Origin of the sequence: Delftia sp. Cs1-4, from assembly GCF_000214395.1 — a bacterium.
Lineage (GTDB): Bacteria > Pseudomonadota > Gammaproteobacteria > Burkholderiales > Burkholderiaceae_C > Comamonas > Comamonas acidovorans.
This window is the reverse complement of record NC_015563.1, coordinates 2995665-3014489: the sequence shown is the minus strand read 5'-3', so window position 1 is coordinate 3014489 and position 18825 is coordinate 2995665. Positions and strand designations below refer to the sequence as shown.

Here is an 18825-nt window from a genome sequence, read left to right as displayed (position 1 = left end):
CGGAGTGCCCCCATGACCCCCACCACCGAACAAAAGCGCGCCACCTTCCACGCCCTGCACCGCCAGGGCTGCTTTGTGCTGCCCAATCCCTGGGATGCGGGCAGCGCCCGCATGCTGCAGGGCCTGGGCTTCAAGGCGCTGGCCAGCACCAGCTCGGGCCATGCCTGGTCGCTGGGCCAGCCCGATGGCGCCATCTCCCGCGAGATGACGCTGGAGCACCTGCGCAGCCTGGTCGCAGCCACCGATCTGCCCGTGAATGCGGACTTTGAAAGCGGCTTCGGCCTGGGTCCGCAGGAGGTCGCCGAAAGCGTGCGCATGGCCGTGGACACCGGCGTGGCAGGCCTGTCCATCGAAGACTCGACAGGCGATGCAGCCAACCCCTTGCGCAGCATCGAGGAAGCCGTGGCCCGGCTGCGCGCCGCCCGTGCCGCCATCGACGAGGCCGGTGGCGGCACCTTGCTGGTCGGGCGTGCGGAGAATTTCTTCGTGGGCCGGCCCGATCTGGACGACACCATTGCCCGGCTCAAGGCCTATGCCGAAGCCGGCGCGGACTGCCTGTACGCACCCGGCATCCGCAGCGCCGCGCAGATCCGCGCCGTGGTGGCGGCCGTGGCACCCAAGCCGGTGAATCTGCTGATCGGAGGGGCCAGCGAATGGAGCCTGCAGGATGCCGAGGCCATGGGCGTGCGCCGCATCAGCGTGGGCGGCGCACTGGCGCGCGCAGCCTGGGGCGGCTTTCTGCATGCGGCGCGCTCCATTGCCGAGACGGGGCGCTTCGACGCGTTCGCCCAGGCCACGCCGGGCGCCGAACTCAATGGCTTTTTTCAGGGCAAGGACTGATCCGCACCGGCCTGCAGCCGCTGCGCGGTCATGACCCAGACTGCGATATCGAGCAGGGCGGCCGCGCGCTCCGCCGGTGGCAGCTGCGGGTCCAGCACGCCGTCCATTTGCCTTGCCAGGGCGCCCCAGCCCAGCAGCGCGCCCTCATCGGCCCAGGCCCGGCCTGCGGCCAGCAGCGGTGCGCCAGCACCCGCCAGGCCTGCGGCCTGCATGTCGGCCAGCCAGGCCTGGCCTTGTGCCAGCCAATGGCGCAGCGGCGCGGTGGTGCTCTCGTTGCTTGCTTTGCTTGAATTGCTCATGGAGCCTTCTCCACACCGACTTCGGCAAGCGGCGGCGACCAGTCCGTGCTGGGATGGTGCCAGTGCGCGCTGTCCTGCCAGCGCACGGAAGCCACGGCAATCTGCAACTGCCCTGCCACGAATTCCACGCGGCCAAAGACTTCCCGCAGCACGCGGCCGCGCGCCAGTTCCCTGCGCAATGCCTCACCCGCCCTGCCCTGCATGCCGTGCAGATCGCCCACCAGGGACAGGGAAGGCCCGGGCACCGGCGACTGCAATGCAATTGTCCAGCGCTGCAGCAACTCGTCCCGCTGCGCCAGGCCGCTGCCGGCCACCTGCAGCCGTGCCCAAAGGGGCGGCTGCTGGCGCCAGGGGTCGGCATGCAGCTCCTGCAGATGGCGCTGCAGGAGGGCCTGGGGATCGTCGGCCACCGGCTGTGCGCCGGTCGCCCGGGTCGGCAGCGGGCCGGTCGCCTGGGCCGGTGCCAGCCGCGTGGCGTCGCGCGCCGACAGGCGGCCATCGTCGCTGGCCCAGCCGTCCAGCAGCACATGGGGGCCTTGCAGCAGCTGCCTTGCGGTGAGGCCGCCCAGGGTTTCCGAGTCCAGCGCCCCGGCCGGTTCCCACTCCGGGTCGAAGCCTTCGGCGCGCGATGCGGACCAGGTCAGATACCGACCGCTGACCGCGTCCTGCAAATGCACGGAAAACCCGCGCTGCCCGCCGCGCGCATGCCATAGCTCGGCTGCCACGGCGTGCAGGCAAAGGCCTTGCACGCGCCGGTAGCTGCGCCTGTGCACGCCCGCCAGTTCGCTCAGGGGCCGTGGCATGGGCTGTTGCGCCAGGCCGCGCAGCAGCATCCACAGCGCGGCCAGCAAGGGCGCCACGCGTTCGGCTGCGCCGGCACGCCCTGCGCGCTCGTCACGCAAGGCGCGTACCAGCAGGTTGAGCACGCTGGCAGGGCGCGGCAGGTCGGCCTGGCGCAGTTCGGTCGCCAATGCCTCGCCCTGGTCCAGAAAGGCAGGGCTCATGCCTGCACGGCCCTGCAGCACCCAGCCGGTCAGCCATTGGCGCGCCTGGGTCAGCCGCTGCAGTGCGCCGGCTTCCAGCGCGTGCGCCGGCAGCTCCGGCATGGGTGCGCCCGCCAGGCGCCGGGCCTGCAATGCCACCAGGGCGCGGTGGGCGCAGGCCGCTGCCTTGCAGCTGCAACTGGCCGCCGCCAGGCCACCGGCACGCGGCAGGCGCACGGTGACTTCGTCGGGGTTGGACAGTTCGCCGATCAGGGTGGCCGGGGCCTCTTCCAGCACCGCCTCAAAGCCCTGGGCCATCCAGCGCAGGGCCTTGCGCTGGGCAGCCATGCCAAAGGCCTGGGCCACGGCGCCGGCATCGCCGTCGAGCCACGGGGCAGCAGGCGCCTGGGCCAAGCCATCGGCTGGGGTCTCGTGGGCCAGCCGCGCCCGCAGGCCCAGCAGCAAGGCGCACAGATGGTGGCAGGGGCCAAAGGCGGGGCAGCTGCATTGCAGCGTAGCAAAGCCCGCGCCGGCCAGGGTCTGGGCATGGCCTTCGATGTCGGCGCGGGCCTGGTTGGCCCCCAGTTCCCACTGCCCTGCATCCGCCGCCGCCAGGGCCTTGGCCCCGCGCTTGAGCAGGCCCTTGTTGGCCCAGTCGGCAATGGCGTCATCGTCCAGGGTGCGCAGCCATTCCTGCATCATGAGTGCCGCCCTCCCTGCATGGCACGGACCAGCCAATCCACCAGATGGTCGGGCGTCATGGCGGCAACCTGGGCGCCGCGCGCCACCAGTTGCGCGGCCAGGTCGCGGTCATAGTCGGGGTGGGCGCGGCGGTCCAGCGCAGCCAGCACCAGCACGCGGGCGCCACTGGCAACCAGCCGCTCGGTCTCGGCGATGACACGGGCCTCGTCATGGCCTTCGTACAGGTCGGTGATCAGCACGATCACGCTGCGGCGCGGCGCGGCAAGCTGCCCGGCCACATGCGCCAGTGCCGCGCCGATGTTGGTGCCCCCGCCCAGTTGCGCGCCCAGCAGCAGCTCTTCGGGCGCATGCAGCTGGCCGGTGACATCGGCCACCGCGTCGGAGAACAGCAGCACATGGGTGCGAAGGGCGCGCACGCGCGCAAAGATGCTGCCCATGACGGCGCTGTGGATGACGGATTCATGCATGGACCCGCTCTGGTCCACCACCAGCCACAGGTCCCAGGTCAGGCGCTGTGCTTCGTTCTCCCTGAAGAACAGGCGCTCCAGCACCAGCACCTGCTCCTCGCTCTGGTAGTGGCGCAGGTTGTGGCGCAGGGTGCGCGGCCAGTCCAGATCGCTCATCTGCCCCTGGCCCCGGCTACTGCGGCGCCTGCGCCGCCGCCCCAGGGCCGAGTGCACGCGCGAGGACAGCCGCGCCTGCAGATCGGCCACCACGCGCGCCACCAGCCGGCGGGCCTCGGCCAGCACCTCGGGGGGCAGGCTGGTGCGCACCGCCATCAAGGCGGCCACCAGTTCGATGCTGGGCGTGGCCTCGGCCAGGACCTGGGGATCACTGAGCAGGCCATGGAGCCCATAGCGCGACAGCGCATCGCGCTGCAGCGTTTCCACGGCGCTGCGCGGGAACAGGTCGCGCACCTCGCCCAGCCAGTGCACGGCCTGGGGCTCGGGCACGCCGCTGCCGCCCTGGCGCGCGTACAGCCCGCCCCCGCCCTGCCACGCATCGGTGCCCGAGGTGTTCGCCTGCTCGCGCAGGCGGTGCTCGCGCTGGTAGAGATAGTCCAGTGCCGCGTCGCGGCGCGCATCGGCGGCATCGAGCGGCTGCGCGGCGGCCAGGGGCTGGGCGGCCTCGGGCCCGAGGATGAGGCGCCAGCGTCGCAGGGTGGCGGCATCGATTGCCTGTTCCTGCATTGGCGGCTCGTGCATTGGCGGTTCGTGCATTGGCGGATCTTCCCGGCTCATGACAGTCCCCAGGGTTGCAGCAGTCGGCCCACCTGGGCCGCCAAGGCGCGGCTGTGCGCAAGGGCCTCGTCCGTTGGCAGATGCACGGAGGCCAGTGTGGTTGCGCCGGGTGGCGTGGCCGCGCCCGACAGACCCGCCAGCCGCCCGGCCAGCTGCCGCAGTTCGGCACGGGTCAGCTGGGCAAAGGCCAGCCGCAAGGCCGGCAGGCCGGCCAGGAAGGCGTCTTCCGGCCAGTGCGCAATGCCGTCACTGAGCAGGCGCAGCAGCGGCGGATGGCTGAGCAGCCAGCCCTTGGCCACGCGCACAAAGCCCTGCAGGTATTCGCCCATGGCGGCGCCATCGACCTGCGCCAGGCCCAGCATGGCGCGCAGGGCGGCATCGGTCTGCGCGATCTGCCAGCGGCCGGCCATGCTCAGAATGCCGGCCGTGGCGCCGCGCACGCGCGCGGGCGTGCTGTCGGCGCCTGCCTCATGCAAGGCGGCACAGGCATCGTGGAACAGGCCGGCGTCGGCCCAGGGCGCGTGGCGGCAGACCATGCCGTGCAGATCGGCCAGGGCATCCAGGGCCTGTGCCTGCTGGGATGCATCGCCCTCGCCCAGCCAGGGCAGGCGCAGGCAGGCCTGGGCAAAGCAGCGCCGCAGCAGCGGCAGCAGGCGCGCCAGGCCCACGCCGCCCAGCGCATGGCGGGCCTCGTAGGCCAGGGCCAGGCAGCCCGTGGCGCGGGCCAGGGCCAGCGCGTCGTGGCTGCGCTCCATCCAGGCCTGCACGGTGTCCAGCACCTGCTGGGCGATGCCGTCCAGCCCCATGACCAGCACCTCCAGCACGCGCTGCGCGGGCTCCGTGTGGGCCGTCTGCGCCAGGCGCTCGCGTACCAGGTGCACCGCGGCTTCCTCCAGGCTGGAGCCGTGGCACATGGCCTCGGTCAGGGCCACCGTGGTCTCGACCTGCCAGCCCAGCGTCCAGACCTCGCGCACACGCGCCAGGCCCGTGCCCGCCACGAAGTCCGGCCCGGCCAGACGCTGCGCATAGGGCACGCCCAGGTAGCACAGGCGGTGCAGCCCCTGCGACAGCCGGCGGTGGCGCGCGCTGCGGTAGATGTCCAGCTCCTTGCGCACGGGGGCGGCAGGCCGCACGGGCAGGCGGTGGCGCAGGCAGAAGGCCTGCACATCGACCAGCAGCGGGGCGGCCGGCGCGTTGGGTGGCAGCTGGCCGTAGTCGTCGGCGTCCAGCAGCCATTGACCAATCTGCTGCCCGGTCTGCTGCCCGGTCTGCTGCACCATGGGCTGCGGTCGCAGGGCCTGGGCATGCTCCTTGAACACAGCGCTGTCCAGCGCCTCCAGCAGCTCGGCCCGGCCGCCGCGGCAGGCGCGCAAGGCGGCCAGGCCATGGGCCAGGCGCACGGCCTCGGCCGCATCGGGCAGGCTGGCGGGCATGCCCCGGGCGCGCAGGCTGTTCACGGTGCGTGCCGCCATCTCGGGCCAGGCATGACTGTCCGGCTGCAAGGCGCCCTGCTCCAGCGCCTGCCAAACGCCCTGGTAGTAGCCGGGCATGGGCATGCCGGCCGCGTAGCCGCTGGCGCGCTCCAGCCGCTGCAGCGTGTAGGCAATGAGGTGCACGCCCACATCGATGGCGGGCCTGGCGTCCGCAGGCCGGGCGGGGGCCGAGAGGCCGGCAACGATGCCGGGCACATGGAAGCCGCCGCAGACCACCAGGCAGCGCCCGCCTTCGGCCAGGGCCGCGCTGACCTGGGCGGCCATGTGGGCCTCGCGAGCCACGTCCTCGGCATCCATGCCGCTGCCGCCCGCGCCCTGCTCGCGCTCGCGCAGCAGCTGGCTGAAGGCCAGCACGCCGGCAAAGTACGCCTGGGGCGAGGCGTCCTCGTTGCCAGATTCGTAATGCCGGTCCCACCATTCGTCGAAATCGCGGCAGCCGCTGGCCTGGATGAGGCCGGCCAGCACGTCGGGCGCGCGCCGCGCGGGCTCGTCGGCCAGCAGGGGTTCGGGCGCGCAGGCGAAGTAGTCCAGCTGCGCGGCCTGCGCCAGCCTGTCGGCATAGGGCAGGTCGATGAAGCGCACGGCGCTGCGCAGCCGCGCCGCCTCGCGCAGGGCCACCCATTCGGGCGAGAAGGCGGCAAAGGGCACGTAGCAACGGCAGCGCCAGTCTTGCTCGGCCGCGCCGGGCCCGACCATGGCCGCATGCAGGTAGGCGGCCAGCGGGGGACGCGCCTGGGCGTGCTGCAGCGCGGGCAGCAGGGCATCGAGCTCGCCCGGGCCTTCGATCAGCACGTGGGTGGGCTTGAACTCGCGCATCAGCGCGCGCAGGTGGTGGGCGCAGCGCGGGCTGTGGTGGCGCACGGGCACCAGGCGCAGCTGCGGCAGCGGCGCCAGCCACGCGGCAGCGTCAGTGCTCACGGCCGCCTGCGACAAAGTCCTGCCACTGCGGCTGCCCTGCGCGCTGGCGTGCCACCACGCGCAGGTATTCGGCGAAACGGCGCCGGTCCTCGTCGTCGTCCTTGATCACCGTGCCCAGCAGGTGGCGCGCCAGGTGGGCGGGTCCCACCTGCTCCTGCCCGAAGTACCAGCACTGGCAGGCGGCGTTGAAGGCCACGTCGATGGCCTCGGCCGTGGACAGCACGGTGCCCGGCCGCTCCACGGCCGTGCCCTCCACGCTGCCGCTGCGCAGCTCCTGGAAGGCCGTGGCCAGCAGGGCCAGCACATCGGGCGCGACGGTGGTGCCGATGCGCTGCTGCGCCAGTGCGCGGTCCACCTCCTGCCCTATCAGCGCGGCCTGCGCGGCCACGCCTTCGAGCGGGCGCATGGTCTCGAAGTTGAAGCGGCGCTTGAGCGCGGCCGACATCTCGTTGACGCCGCGATCGCGCAGGTTGGCCGTGGCAATCACATTGAAGCCCGGCCGTGCCAGCAGCCAGGGCTGCTCGTGCTTGAGTTCGGGAATCTGCAGCAGCCGCTCGGAGAGCACGGGCACCATGCAGTCCTGCACTTCGGTGGAGCAGCGCGTGATTTCCTCGAAACGCAGCAGCCGCCCTTCCCCCATGGCGCGGTGCAGCGGGCCGGGCACCAGGGCTTCGGGGCCAGGGCCGTCGCGCAGCAGCAGGGCGTAGTTCCAGCCGTAGCGGATCTGCTCTTCCACCACGCCGGCACCGCCCTGCACGGTGAGCTTGCTGTCGCCGCTGATGGCGGCGGCCAGCAGCTCGGACAGCAAGGACTTGGCCGTGCCCGGCTCGCCCACCAGCATCAGGCCGCGCTGGCCGGCCAGGGTGACGATGGCGCGCTCGACCAGGGCATCGTTGCCGTGAATCTTGCGCGCGATGGCCGGCCCGCCGCCGTCAGGTTCCGCACCGCCCAGGATGAAGCGCCGCACGGAGCGCGGGCTCAGGCGCCAGCCGTCGGGGCGCGGGCCCTGGTCGGCAGCCTGCAGGGCCGCAAGTTCCTGGGCGTGGGCCATCTCGGCCGGCAGCCGCTGGGCGGCAGGCTCGGCGGTGGCCGCTGCAATGCGTTTGGTGGCCATCAGTCGCTCTCTTTGGTGCTGGCCGATTTGGCGGCGATGGCCGCGAACTGCGCCATCAGCGTGGCCTGCAGCGCGCGCGGCCACTGCTGCGGCTGCAGCCGGGGCCAGCGGCCATCTTCGCCGCGATGGCTGCTGTCGTAGACCACGGCATGGGTGATGTCCACGCGGTTGTCCAGGTCCATGAACGGCAGGTAGCGCCCGTGGTGGAGTTCGATGTACAGCTGCGGGCCTGCCAGGTCCAGCTTGTGCTCGTAGATGCCGGGGCCGTCCCCCACGGGGCCGGGGCGGTAGTTCCACTTGGCCAGCAGGCCGGACAGCGCGCCCTGGCGTATCTGCAGCGGGCCGGCGGGGTGCAGGGCATGGCTCTTCCACTGCCCGGCTTCGGGCAGTTGTGCGCCTGCGTTCAGCTGGTCGATCAGCGGCTGCAGCTCGTAGTCGGCCAGGCAGGTGCGCCAGGCCTCAACCTCGCCCGCTGCGGCATCGACCGGATGCCAGAGCAGCACCTGTGCGTCGTCGGGCAGCTCCACGGCATCGTCGGTGGCGTCGAGCAGGGAAAAGTCCTCGGCAATGCGAAAGCTGGCGCCCTGCTCCAGCCGCCAGATCAGGCTGCGGCCCACGATGCGCAGCAGGGGATGCAGCAGGAACAATCTGCGCCAGCGCGGGACGGACCAGCGCTGTCCCGTCATGAAGGCGGTACCCAGGCGCGGCACCTGCTGCCTGGCGATGGCCTTGACGCCAGCGGCAACGGTCTTGAATTCGGCCTGGGCCGCATTCCACTGCAGACGCAGCGATTCGTCCTTGAGCGCAGGCAGGGTCTTGGAGGCCTTGCCCTTGTCGCCCACCACGCGCAGGCTCAGGTCGCCCTGCAGCTGCAGGCGGTAGCGCTGCGGGCCCACCTCCAGCACCAGGCCTTCGCCGCCCAGGCCGAAATCGGGCGTCAGCTCGTCATACAGCTCGATCAGGCTCAGGCCGCGCCGCTGGGCGGCCGCCTTGAGCGCGTCATGCGTGGCTTCAATCACCAGGTCCTTGAGCTTGCGCGAGGTGGACAGGGTCTGGACCTGGGACAGCGCGTACAGCGTGTCCAGCGCACCGAGCTGCTCCACGGCGATGATGGCGCGCAGCTTCTTGCTCCAGCCCCAGGCCTTCACGGCGGCCACCAGGGTCTGCACCAGGCGGTCATCGACATGGCCGGTGGCCAGCCGCAGCGCCCAGCGCGCCTTGGGCTCGCCCTCCAGGGCCACCCAGGCATTGACCAGGTGCAGGGACAGCTGGGCGCGGCTTTCGGCCGGCACATGGGCCAGCAACTGCTCCACCAGCGGCGGCAGCTCTTCCTCGGCCGTGGCCACCAAGTGCAGCACGGTGCGGGCCGCATGCCCGGACAGCGGCGCGAACAGCGCCAGGGTCTCGGGCTGGTCGTAGGCCTTGATGCTGCTGGAAAAGCGCTTGAAGCGCGCCACGCGGGCCTCCAGCGCATCGAGCGGGACCCGGCCCCCCTCCCCCTGCGCCACGGTCAGAGCGCCCGGCACGGGGACGCCCAGGGCCAGCAGCCGGCCCTCGACCATGCTTTCGGAGCCCAGGTCCAGGCCCGTGCGCAGCAGTGCCTGCAGCAGCGGCGCGACCCCGGGGTCGGGGTGGGCCAGCAGGATGTCGCGGCAGGCCAGCTGCATCGCTTTCTCGCGCCGCTGCAGCCAGGCGTTGGACTCGAAGACAGCGCCTACGGCCTGCGCATCCAGCCCTTGCATGAAGCGCGCCACCGCTTCGCGCAGCGCCCGCGAGCTGCTGGCCGCCAGCAGTTCGCCCAGCAGGGGCAGCCGGGCATGCAGCATGGCCGGGTCCAGCTGGGCCAGCAGCGGGGCCAGGCGCACGGTGGGAATCTCGCGCAGATAGTCGGGCTGCTCGGCCAGCATCTGGTTGAGCAGGCCGATGAAGGGCTCAATGCGCGACACCTGCAATATGCAGCGCAGCAGATGGGGCAAAAGCTCCGGGTAGCGTGCCTTCCAGATCTGCTGGGCGACCACCGCATCGAAGTGGTACTTGGGCTGCCATCCTTCGATCCAGGCGACGAAGGGCGCGGCATCCTCCCGCACCAGGCGGTCGAAAATGGGGATGAAGTAATCAACCGGCTCGCGGTCCGCCCTACCCAGCAGCAGGTTGACCAACTCCAGGCGCCGCTGGGCATCGGCGCCCAGGTCCCAGCGCAGCGCGATCAGGCCCGGATCTTCGTTGATGGGCTTGTCGTCGAACCAGTCGGGATGGCGGCGGTAGAAGTCGTACCAGGGCGCGCAGCGCTGCGGGTGCGGAACGTCGCGGTGCCGCTTCATGTAGACATCGCGGATGTCGGCATAGAGCGCGCCGCCGCGCTCGGCCAGCTCCATCAGGTCCTGGTCGTCCAGGCTGCCCAGCAGCAGCTTCCAGTCGACTCTGTCATACCTGGCGCCGGACTGGACGTTCAGCTCCGCGGCCCAGTCCAGCAGCTGCATCACCCGTTCGCGGCTGATACCCGGGTACCAGAGCCAGCCGAACATGTCCAGGATGCGGATTTCACGGTAGTCGTTGTCGCCGTCCGGCGCAGGTGGACGGGCCAGGCTGGCGCGCGCCATCTGCTCGAACTCGGCCGCAAGCTCGGGGCTGTGGCGTGGAATGTCGCCGTCCAGGCTGCCGTCGATCCTGCGCCCGAAGGGGATGGTCTGCCGCGCGAAGGCCAGCCACAGGTCATGGTCATGGGTCCAGGGCAGATCGAAGTTGCCCAGGGCGCGGATGGGGTTGGAATAGTCGTCGAAGGCCTTGCGCGTGAAGGCGCCCACTTCGTCATGCCGGCCCGCGCGCATGCGGCTGGCCAGCACCTGGACCAGTTCGGCGGGTGGCAGCGAGGCGCTCAGTTCCTCCAGCGTGGCCTGGTCGGTGTGTTCTAGGGTCGAAGAGGTCATGGATTCAGGGGTTCTGGAGGGAGTCAAACCTGGGCTGCAGCCGCTGCGGCTGCCGCGCCCGCGGCGCGCGAGGCCAGGGCCTGGAGCATGGCGCACAGCGATGCCTGCAGCGGCAGCGGCCATTCGGCCGGGGGCAGCAGGCGGTCGGCGGCCATGTCGCGCAGGGCAAAGCCTTCGATGTCGATCTCATGGCCGGGCTCGTAGTACGGCATGGCCGCGCTGTGCAGCAGTTCCACGCGCCAGCGCTGCACGGCAAAGTCCCGCAGGTGCAGGTAGATGCCGGGGCCATCGCACACGGGGCCGGCATGAAAGCGCCATGGCCCTGCCAGGCCGTCCAGCGCCTGCTGCGTGAGCCGTATCGGTGCCAGGGGCTGCAGCAGTTCCTGCTGCCACTGGCTGGCCAGCGGCAGGTCGGCGGGCGCATCGACCTGCTCGATCAGGGCCTTGAGGCCGTAGTCGGCCAGGCATTCGCGCCACTGCGCACGCTCCTGTTCGGTGGCCTGCGCGGGGTGCCACAGGGCGATGCGGCCCTCGGCCGGCAGTTGCACCGCATCGCTCTGGGCATCGACCAGGGACAGGTCTTCGGCAATGCGCAGGCTGAACGGCTGGCCGGCCGCCGGCTCCACCCGCCAGACCAGGCCCTGTGCCACCACGCGCAGCAGCGGGTGCTCCAGGAAGAGGCGGCGCCAGGTGTCCAGCGGCCAGTGCCGGCCCAGCATCAGGCAGGACTGCAGGCGCGGCGCCTGCTGCTGCAGCACGGCCTTGATGCCCTTGGAAAGCGTCTTGAGCCGCGCGGCGGCCGCCTCCCACTCCGTGCGCAGGCCCTCGTCGGCCAGGGCCGGCAAGCTGCGCACCAGCTTGCCGGCCGGCGTGCGCAGGCGCAGCGACAGGTCGCCCTGCAGCAGCACGTCATAGGTCTGCGCGCCCACCTGCAATTGCACGCCCCGGCCCAGGTCGAAGTCCGGGGTCAGCTCATCACTGAGGTCGGCCAGCGCCATGCCGCGCCGCGTGGCAGCCTCGGCCAGCACGGCCTGCGCGGCAGCCAGCACGCTGGGCTTGAGCGTCTTGCCGGTGGCCAGGGCCTGCACGCAGGACAGGGCATAGACCGTGTCGAGCCGGCCCAACTGCTGCAGCGCGACCACGGCGCGCTCCTTGCGCGTCTTGTGCCAGGCCAGGGCGGCCGAAGACAGCACATCGACGATGCGGTCGTCCGCCGCGCCGGGCAGCAGCTTGAGCACCCAGCGCAATTCGGGCGCGCCATCGGCAGCCACCCAGTGCTGGACCAGGGCCAGGGCCAGCCGCGCACGGTTTTCGGCGCTGGCCTGGGCCAGCAGGTGATGGGCCAGCGCAGGCAGCTCCTGCGGGCTGGTGGCCGCCAGGTGCAGCAGCGCGCGCGCGGCCTGGGCGGACAGGGGCGCGAGCAGGTCCAGCAGCGCCGGCTGGTCCAGCGCGGCAATGGCGGGCGACAGGCGCTGGAGGCTGGCGGCCTGGGCTTCAAGCTCTGCCAGGGAGCCGGCACCATCGCTGCCAGCGGGCGCGGCCTCGCCGGCAGATGGCCTGGCTGCGTCCGCAACCGGGGCTGCGGCACCCAGATCCTTCAGGCGCGCCTGCACCGGGCCTTGCTCGGCCACGTCCAGTAATCCACCGGACAGCAGTGCCGACAGCAGGCTGCCAGACGCCGGATCAGGATGGGCCACCAGCACATCGCGGTAGGCCAGCACCAGGTTCTTGTTGGGCTTGGCCAACCAGCCGCCGGCCTGGGGCGCATCCGCGGGCAGGGCAGACAGGGCCTGTGCCAGCGCCGCACGCAAGCCTTTGGAGGCACTGCTGGAGGCGGCCTTGCCCAGTTGCGGCAGCAGCCGCTGCAGCGTGTCCACGCGCAGCGCGGGCAGCAGGTGCGTGAGCGGGCCGGCGGCCAGCCGGGCCAGGTCGCCAGGGCGATCGGCCAGCAGGGTCTCGGCCACCGGGGCGTAGCCGGCGCGGTCGGATTCGTGCTTGCAGCCGTCTGCGCAGGCCGGCAATAGCAGCGGCAGCAGGGCCGGCCACCGGGCGTCCCACAGCCGCTGCGCCACGACGGGATTGATCGCCAGGTGGCCAAGTTGCTTGAACCAGGCGGCCAGGGGCGCAGCGTCGGTCTGCAGCATGCGCTCCACCAGGACACGGTCATGCGGCCAGTCATCGTCCGAGGCAAAGCACAAGGCCTTGAACAGGTCCTGGGCCAGCAGGTCGCGGCGCGCGGCATCGGCCGTCTCCCAGCGCGATGCAATCAGCACGGGCTCGGGCAGGCGCAGCTGGTCAAGCACGGCGGGGAATTGCGCAAAAAAATCCCGCCACAGCGCCCAGCGCTGCGCTGCAGGCCGCGTGCGCTGCAGCGGCAGCTGGCGTTGGACGATGTCGCGGCTGAGCTGGCCGCCGCCGTCCTCGATGGCCATGGCCAGCAGTTCGGGCTCGGGCAGCTGGTGCAGCAGGTGCTGCCAGTGGCAGTAGTACTGCGCGCCGGGCGCAATGCCGGCCTTTGCGCTCAGTTCCCGCGCCCAGCGCAGCAGGCCGATGATCTCGGCACTGGACATGCCTTCATGGCCCAGCACGCCAAACACCTGCCTGAGCACGAGGTCGTAGCCATCGCGCAATCTCCAGGGCTGGTGGGTGCGGCTGCCCCAGTCATCCAGCCAGGCGCGGGCCAGTGCCGTCAGCTCTGCGGTCAGCTCGGCACTGCGCCGGGGCACGCCCGAGTTGCCCCCATAGAACTGTCCCAGCGGAAGGCTGATGCGCGCCAGCGCCAGCCACAGCGCGTGGTCGCGCTGCCAGGGCGCATGCTCGCCGGGCAACTGGTGCAGCCGTTCCTGGCACAGGCTGCTGCTGTCGCGCAGGAAGTCCGCCACCTCGGCATCGCGCCCCTGGGCCAGGCGCTTTGCCAGTTCGGCGGCAAAGGCCGGCATGCCCTCGCGCCCGGCCGGCGCGGCCGTGTGCAGTTCGTACAAAGCCTGCAGGGGAAGCGCTGCTGTCTCGTTGTTGCTCATGGTCTGTGGAGTCTTGGGTGATGGGCGGTCGGGCGGCCAACGTTTCAAGGGAGCAAAGGTTCACAAAGGCTCAGGCAGCCGCCTTGGCCGCCAGGGCCAGCCACTGGCCTTGCAGCGTGGCCAGCAGCGGCTTGGGCAGCCGCGCCGGGTCGGCGCTGGCCCCGTATTCCTTGCTCAGGTCGTGCACGCGCAGGCCTTCCACGGCCACGGGCAGGCCCAGGTCCAGGTAGGGCGGGAAATAGCCGTGCGACAGCTCCAGGCTCAGCTCCAGCGCGGGCAGGCGCCACACATGCTCGTTGATGCTGGGGCCGTCGCCCACTGGTCCCGGCCGGTAGCCGAACTTCTTGAGCAGGCCGCCAAGCTGCTCCTGCGCCAGCGTGATCGGCGCGGGCGGCAGCAGCATGCCGTTCTTGAACTGGCCTGGCGCGGGCTGCTCGGCGCAGGCGCCCAACTGGTCAACCAGGGGCTCCAGCTCATAGTCGGCCATGTAGGTCTGCCAGGCCTCGCGCTCGCCGGGCTGGGCCGTGGCCGGGTGCCAGAGGCTGATGCTGCAGCCAGCAGGCAGGGTCACGGTTTCATCCTCCACATCGACCAGCGAGAAGTCCTCGGCCAGGCGGAAGCTGGTGCGCGCCAGGCCCGGCGCATCCTCTGCGCGCCAGATCAGGCTGCGTCCCACGATGCGCAGCAGCAGGTGGGCCACGAACAGCCGCTGCCAGCGATCCAGCGGCCAGCGCTTGCCGCTGACCAGGGCCGCCAGCATGCGCGGCGCCTGCTGCTTGACCACGGTCTTGAGGCTGGTGGCCAGGGTCTTGAGCTGCGCGGTGGCCGCTTCCCATTCGGGCTTGAGCGCCTCGTCCTTGACCGCAGGAATGGTCTTGCTGGCCTTGTTTTTGTCGTTGATGACGCGCAGGCTCAGATCGCCCTGCAGCTCCACGCGGTAGCTCTGCGGACCGACCGTGACCGTCAGGCCCTGGCCCAGGCCGAAGTCCGGCGTCAGCTCGTCGAAGAGTTCGGGCACGCTCATCTTGCGGCGGGCGGCGGCAGCGCGCAGGGCGATGCGCGCCGTGCGCTGCACCTGGTCCTTGAGCGAGCGCGATTCGGAGATCTCCTGCACGCGCAGCAGAGCGTAGAGGCTGTCCACCTCGCCCAGATGCTCCACGGCGGCGGCCGCGCGCTGCAGGCGCGGGCGGTTCCAGGCCTGGACGGCGGACACCAGCGCATCGACCACGCGGTCATCGGCATGGCCGGGCAGCAGCCTGAGCGCCCAGCGCTGCTTGGGCTCGCCCTCGGAAGCAATCCATTGCTGCACCAGGGCCAGCGCCAGGCGGGCACGGTTGTCGGCCGGAATGCGCGCCAGCAGCTCGCCGGCCAGCGGCGGCAGGCCGCCTTCGGCAATGGCGGACACATGCAGCAGCACGCGGGCCGCGTGTTCGGACAGCGGCGCGCACAGCGCCAGCAGCTCGGGCGTATCGAAGGGCTTGATGGCCGCGCTCAGACGCTTGATGGAGGCGAGCTGGGCGTCCAGATCCACGCTGGCAGCGGCAGACGCTGGCGATGCGGCATCTGCCTGGCTTTCATCCGATGTCGAGGCGCCCTGCCCTGTCAGGCCCAACTGCTGCAGCCGCTGCTGCACGCTGCTGGCCGAGGCCGCATCCAGCTTGCCGCCGGCCAGCAACTGCGCCAGCAAGGGACCGACAGCAGGGTCGGGATGGGCCAGCAGCACGTCGCGGCAGGTCAGCAGCAGGTTCTTGGGCGGCTTGTTCAGCCAGCCGGCATCCAGCATGCTGGCGGGCGGAATATGGGCGGCAAGGCCGGCCATGGCGGCGCGCAGGCCTTTTGCGCTGCTGCCTGCGATGAGCGGGGTCAAGGTGGGCAGCGTGGCCTTCAGGCTGGCGGTGTCGAACGCGGGCAGCACATTGACCAGGTCCTTGACAGGCACCTCGGCCAGATCGGCCGGGCGGCGGGTCACCAGTTCGCGGATCACGCTGCGGTAGCGGCGCAGTTCGTCCTCGCGGTCGCAGCGCTGGGCCATGGCGGGCAGCAGCAGGGGCAGCAAGGCGGCATCGTCCTGCTTCATGACATGCATGGCCAGCGCCAGGCTGATCTGGTAGCGGCCGTTCTCACGCAGCTGCTTGGCAAAGGGCGCGGGATCCTCTGCCATCAGGCGGTCCAGCAATTGCAATGCGCTCGTCCGCTCGGCGCGCTGGGAGTAGGTCAATTGGCTGAGCAGCAGCGCGGCCAGTTCCTCTCGCCGGGGCGCGCCGGCACTGGCCCAGCGCTGCCCGATCAGGTCGGGATCATCTATGTAGGATTTGTCGAAGAGCTGGGGATGCTCGGCAAAGAAAGGCAGCCAGTCCTTCCAGCCCTGGCCCTTGGGTTGCATGGGCTGGCGCTCGTTGCGGTAGTGGTCCAGCACATCGTCGAACAGCTTGCCGCCCACGGCGGCGTAGCGCAGCAGGTCGGCATCGTTCAGCTGGGCGACCAGGGGCTTCCAGGCCGCGTGGTAATCATGGTTGCGGCGGAACCCGGCCTCCTCGCGCAGCGCCAGCGCCCAGTCCAGCGTGGACGTCACCTCGTCATAGGGCATGCCGGGATAGCTGAGCCAGGGCAGCAGGCTGCCGAGCACCAGGCCTATGCCCTTGTACACAGACAGGTCGGCGCTGCGGGCGTGGGCCAGCCATTGCTCGGCCAGCACGCGCACTTCGGCAGCCACATGGGCATTGGTCAGCTCCTCGCTGCGGCCCGACAGCACATGGCCGCGCGGCACGGTGAGCCGCGCAAAGGCCAGCCAGCGTTCGCCGTCACGCGACCAGGGTGCGTCGCTGCCGGTCAGATGCCCCAGGATGTTGAGACAACGCTCCTCGCAGCCGCGCAGGAAGGTGCGTGCCTCGTCGGCCCGCCCGTCATGCAGGCGGGCGTCGAGTTCGGCGGCAAAGGCCTCGTCGCTGAGGCTTTCATGCAGCCGGTCATAGAGATCGCTCAGGGAAGCCGCGTGAAGATCGGTAGTGCTCATGGGGATGAGGAGATGAACAATGTGGGCAGCCGCAAACCAGGGCCTGCCGGGATGGAGACGGGGGTGGAGCCTGCACCGGACGGACGTAAAAGTTCTTGATCCATCCGGACAGTCCCTCGGAAAACTCACAGATTCATGCCCTGCGTATGTCGTCAGCTTTGGAAAAATCTGTAGCGCCATCCGCAACGGCCTTGCCATTGTTCCCCGGCACGCACGCGGTGCGGGCGCCGATCTTGTCAGGTCGCGGGCACCGCCACTTGACAGGCTGTCAAGCAGGCGACTGCCACCGCTGCGGGCCATGGACTGTACTGGGGACTTTTCGCCCAGGCGTACTGCCCGGCCCCGCCATGCCGCCGATACCATGGACCGCGACATGACCCCAGAGACACCCCATGCCCATGCCCCAGACGCACAAGCTCTTTGATGACGACGCATACCTGGACCGCTGCGAAGCCACCGTGACGGCCGTCAGCCCCGAAGGCATCGAGCTCGATGCCACGGTCTGCTATGCCCGCAGCGGCGGCCAGGCCGGCGACACCGGGACTCTGACCCTGGCCGACGGACGCAGACTGGCCCTGATCGACACCGTCTATGCCGATGACCGGCAGCGCATCCTGCATGTACTGCAGACCGATGCCCCGCCCCAGGTGGGTGAACGTGTCCAAGTAGTGATCGACTGGGACAGGCGCCACCGGCTGATGCGCCTGCACACCTGCCTGCACCTGCTGGGCGTGCTGGTGCCTGTGCCCGTGACGGGCTGCAGCATCTCGCCGGACTCGGCACGCCTGGATTTCGACCTGCCCGAGTCCACGCTGGACAAGACCGATCTGACGGAGCGCCTGAACGCCCTGATCGCCGCCAGCCATGCCGTGAACGTGGACCGCATCACGCCCGAGCAATTGGCTGCACAGCCCGACCTGGTGCGCACCGCAGGCGCCGCGCCCCCAGGCGGCACCTCCACGATTCGCATCATCGACATCCCCGGCCTGGACCGCCAGCCCTGCGGCGGCACGCATGTGCGCAGCACGGCCGAGATCGGCACGGTGGCCGTCACCAAGATCGAGAAGAAAAGCCGCACCAACCGGCGCGTGGTGGTGCAGTTCGCCTGAGGCCTGCCGGACCTGTTGATGCCAGGCCTCAGGACATCCAGGACCTGGGCGCCACAGGCCCGCTCGCCTCAGGGGGCCCATCGCTTCCCTGTGCCAGCCCCTCGCCCTGGCTGCCGGACTTTCGCACCAGTTGCAGGATCTGGTCGAGCTGGTCATGCTCGACGGCGATCGAGTGCAATCTGAACAGCACGTAGGGAATGAGGACGCTGGCGCAGGCCATGGCCGCCAGCGCCGCCTGTTGATGGGAGCTGTCGACGAAGAACGCCGTCAACAGAAAGATGGCGCCGATGATCGAGCCTATGAAAACAAGCAATCTCATACATTCCCTCTATTTTCAGCAATCGTACCCAAATGTGACTGACGTGAGTAGAGGCATGCGAGCTGTGGGGTTGCCCGTCGCCAAAAGACCACGGGCGGCAAAACCGTTTTCCTGCGGCAGCCCGAATGCATGCCCTGCATGCGCAACGCCATACCGCATGCTCCAAGCGCAAGTCTTCGAACTCTTTTGACTTGATTCAAATCAACCTGCCGCCCCCGATCCTGTCTATGCTTGGGGCAGCCATACAAAGCATCCATGGCGACAGACCGCCTGCCGGTCCATGGCCCTCGGATGCCAGCCACCTCACCCGCTTTTCAAGGAGAAAACAATGGCAAAGCAATGGAAGCCCGTCCTCTTGGCCCTCGCAATGACTGCCGTCGCCGCGCCTGTGCTGGCCGCCGACTGCGCCGTCGAGATCGAAGGCAATGACGCCATGCAGTTCAACAAGCCCACCATCAGCGTGCCCGCCAGCTGCAAGCAGTTCACGGTCAAGCTCAAGCACGTGGGCAAGCTGCCCAAGACGGCCATGGGCCACAACTGGGTGCTGAGCAAGACGGCCGACCTGCAGCCCGTGGCCAATGACGGCATCGCCGCTGGTGCGGCCAAGGACTTCGTGAAGGAAAAGGATGCCCGCGTGATCGCCCACACCAAGGTGATCGGCGGCGGCGAGAGCGATTCCGTCACCTTCTCCACCGCCGCCCTGAAGGCCGGCGAGGCCTACAGCTACTTTTGCTCCTTCCCCGGCCACTCCGCGCTGATGAAGGGCACGCTGACGCTGGCCAAGTAAGCCGGCGATCTGCCTTGGCGCGGGGCCTTGTGCCCCGCGTTCTACCCGGCGGCACTTCGG

12 protein-coding genes are annotated in these 18825 nt (G+C 70.4%); 3 read left to right on the top strand and 9 right to left on the bottom strand.

The window, feature by feature from the left end:
* Window positions 1-12: 12 nt before the first annotated feature.
* Window positions 13-840: an isocitrate lyase/phosphoenolpyruvate mutase family protein gene (locus tag DELCS14_RS13220; protein ID WP_013802059.1), complete on the top strand. Its 828-nt coding sequence runs from the start codon at window positions 13-15 to the stop codon at window positions 838-840.
* Here the strand turns inward: DELCS14_RS13220 and DELCS14_RS13215 are convergent.
* The 8 genes from DELCS14_RS13215 to DELCS14_RS13180 form a co-directional block, all read right to left on the bottom strand.
* Window positions 825-1139, bottom strand: a complete 315-nt coding sequence (locus DELCS14_RS13215; RefSeq protein ID WP_013802058.1) for a hypothetical protein — start codon at window positions 1137-1139, stop codon at window positions 825-827. The two genes, DELCS14_RS13220 and DELCS14_RS13215, sit on opposite strands and share 16 nt — an antisense overlap.
* A complete protein-coding gene (locus DELCS14_RS13210) occupies window positions 1136-2824 on the bottom strand; it encodes an SWIM zinc finger family protein (protein ID WP_013802057.1) in 1689 nt (562 codons plus the stop codon). Before DELCS14_RS13210 ends, DELCS14_RS13215 begins: the two co-directional genes overlap by 4 nt.
* Window positions 2821-4014: a VWA domain-containing protein gene (locus DELCS14_RS13205; RefSeq protein WP_013802056.1), complete on the bottom strand. Its 1194-nt coding sequence runs from the start codon at window positions 4012-4014 to the stop codon at window positions 2821-2823. Before DELCS14_RS13205 ends, DELCS14_RS13210 begins: the two co-directional genes overlap by 4 nt.
* Window positions 4015-4061: 47 nt before the next feature.
* Window positions 4062-6476, bottom strand: a complete 2415-nt coding sequence (locus tag DELCS14_RS13200; RefSeq protein ID WP_013802055.1) for a DUF5682 family protein — start codon at window positions 6474-6476, stop codon at window positions 4062-4064.
* On the bottom strand, window positions 6466-7590 hold the full coding sequence (locus DELCS14_RS13195; protein WP_013802054.1) for an AAA family ATPase: 1125 nt from the start codon (window positions 7588-7590) through the stop codon (window positions 6466-6468). The genes DELCS14_RS13200 and DELCS14_RS13195 overlap by 11 nt, the downstream gene beginning before the upstream one ends.
* Window positions 7590-10517: a DUF4132 domain-containing protein gene (locus DELCS14_RS13190; protein WP_013802053.1), complete on the bottom strand. Its 2928-nt coding sequence runs from the start codon at window positions 10515-10517 to the stop codon at window positions 7590-7592. The genes DELCS14_RS13195 and DELCS14_RS13190 overlap by 1 nt, the downstream gene beginning before the upstream one ends.
* Window positions 10518-10540: 23 nt before the next feature.
* On the bottom strand, window positions 10541-13537 hold the full coding sequence (locus DELCS14_RS13185; RefSeq protein ID WP_013802052.1) for a DUF4132 domain-containing protein: 2997 nt from the start codon (window positions 13535-13537) through the stop codon (window positions 10541-10543).
* Between the two features lie 70 nt (window positions 13538-13607).
* Window positions 13608-16550, bottom strand: a complete 2943-nt coding sequence (locus DELCS14_RS13180) for a DUF4132 domain-containing protein (protein ID WP_013802051.1) — start codon at window positions 16548-16550, stop codon at window positions 13608-13610.
* 398 nt (window positions 16551-16948) lie between these two features.
* Between DELCS14_RS13180 and DELCS14_RS13175 the strand changes: the two genes are divergently transcribed.
* On the top strand, window positions 16949-17659 hold the full coding sequence (locus tag DELCS14_RS13175) for an alanyl-tRNA editing protein (protein WP_043796734.1): 711 nt from the start codon (window positions 16949-16951) through the stop codon (window positions 17657-17659).
* Between the two features lie 28 nt (window positions 17660-17687).
* Here DELCS14_RS13175 and DELCS14_RS13170 read toward each other — a convergent pair whose 3' ends face one another.
* Window positions 17688-17978: a hypothetical protein gene (locus DELCS14_RS13170; protein WP_013802049.1), complete on the bottom strand. Its 291-nt coding sequence runs from the start codon at window positions 17976-17978 to the stop codon at window positions 17688-17690.
* A gap of 328 nt (window positions 17979-18306) precedes the next feature.
* Here DELCS14_RS13170 and azu point away from each other — a divergent pair, with 328 nt between their 5' ends.
* The gene (gene azu / locus DELCS14_RS13165; RefSeq protein WP_012206029.1) at window positions 18307-18765 is read left to right on the top strand and encodes an azurin; all 459 of its coding nucleotides are present in this window, start codon (window positions 18307-18309) and stop codon (window positions 18763-18765) included.
* Window positions 18766-18825: the final 60 nt, after the last annotated feature.

What these genes read in the sequence shown, in the direction of transcription:
- DELCS14_RS13220 (WP_013802059.1), top strand. Translation starts at nt 13, where the DNA reads ATGACCCCCACCACCGAACAAAAGCGCGCCACCTTCCACGCCCTGCAC.
- DELCS14_RS13215 (WP_013802058.1), bottom strand. Translation starts at nt 1,139, where the DNA reads ATGAGCAATTCAAGCAAAGCAAGCAACGAGAGCACCACCGCGCCGCTG.
- DELCS14_RS13210 (WP_013802057.1), bottom strand. Translation starts at nt 2,824, where the DNA reads ATGATGCAGGAATGGCTGCGCACCCTGGACGATGACGCCATTGCCGAC.
- DELCS14_RS13205 (WP_013802056.1), bottom strand. Translation starts at nt 4,014, where the DNA reads ATGCAGGAACAGGCAATCGATGCCGCCACCCTGCGACGCTGGCGCCTC.
- DELCS14_RS13195 (WP_013802054.1), bottom strand. Translation starts at nt 7,590, where the DNA reads ATGGCCACCAAACGCATTGCAGCGGCCACCGCCGAGCCTGCCGCCCAG.
- DELCS14_RS13190 (WP_013802053.1), bottom strand. Translation starts at nt 10,517, where the DNA reads ATGACCTCTTCGACCCTAGAACACACCGACCAGGCCACGCTGGAGGAA.
- DELCS14_RS13185 (WP_013802052.1), bottom strand. Translation starts at nt 13,537, where the DNA reads ATGAGCAACAACGAGACAGCAGCGCTTCCCCTGCAGGCTTTGTACGAA.
- DELCS14_RS13180 (WP_013802051.1), bottom strand. Translation starts at nt 16,550, where the DNA reads ATGAGCACTACCGATCTTCACGCGGCTTCCCTGAGCGATCTCTATGAC.
- DELCS14_RS13175 (WP_043796734.1), top strand. Translation starts at nt 16,949, where the DNA reads ATGCCCCAGACGCACAAGCTCTTTGATGACGACGCATACCTGGACCGC.
- DELCS14_RS13170 (WP_013802049.1), bottom strand. Translation starts at nt 17,978, where the DNA reads ATGAGATTGCTTGTTTTCATAGGCTCGATCATCGGCGCCATCTTTCTG.
- azu (WP_012206029.1), top strand. Translation starts at nt 18,307, where the DNA reads ATGGCAAAGCAATGGAAGCCCGTCCTCTTGGCCCTCGCAATGACTGCC.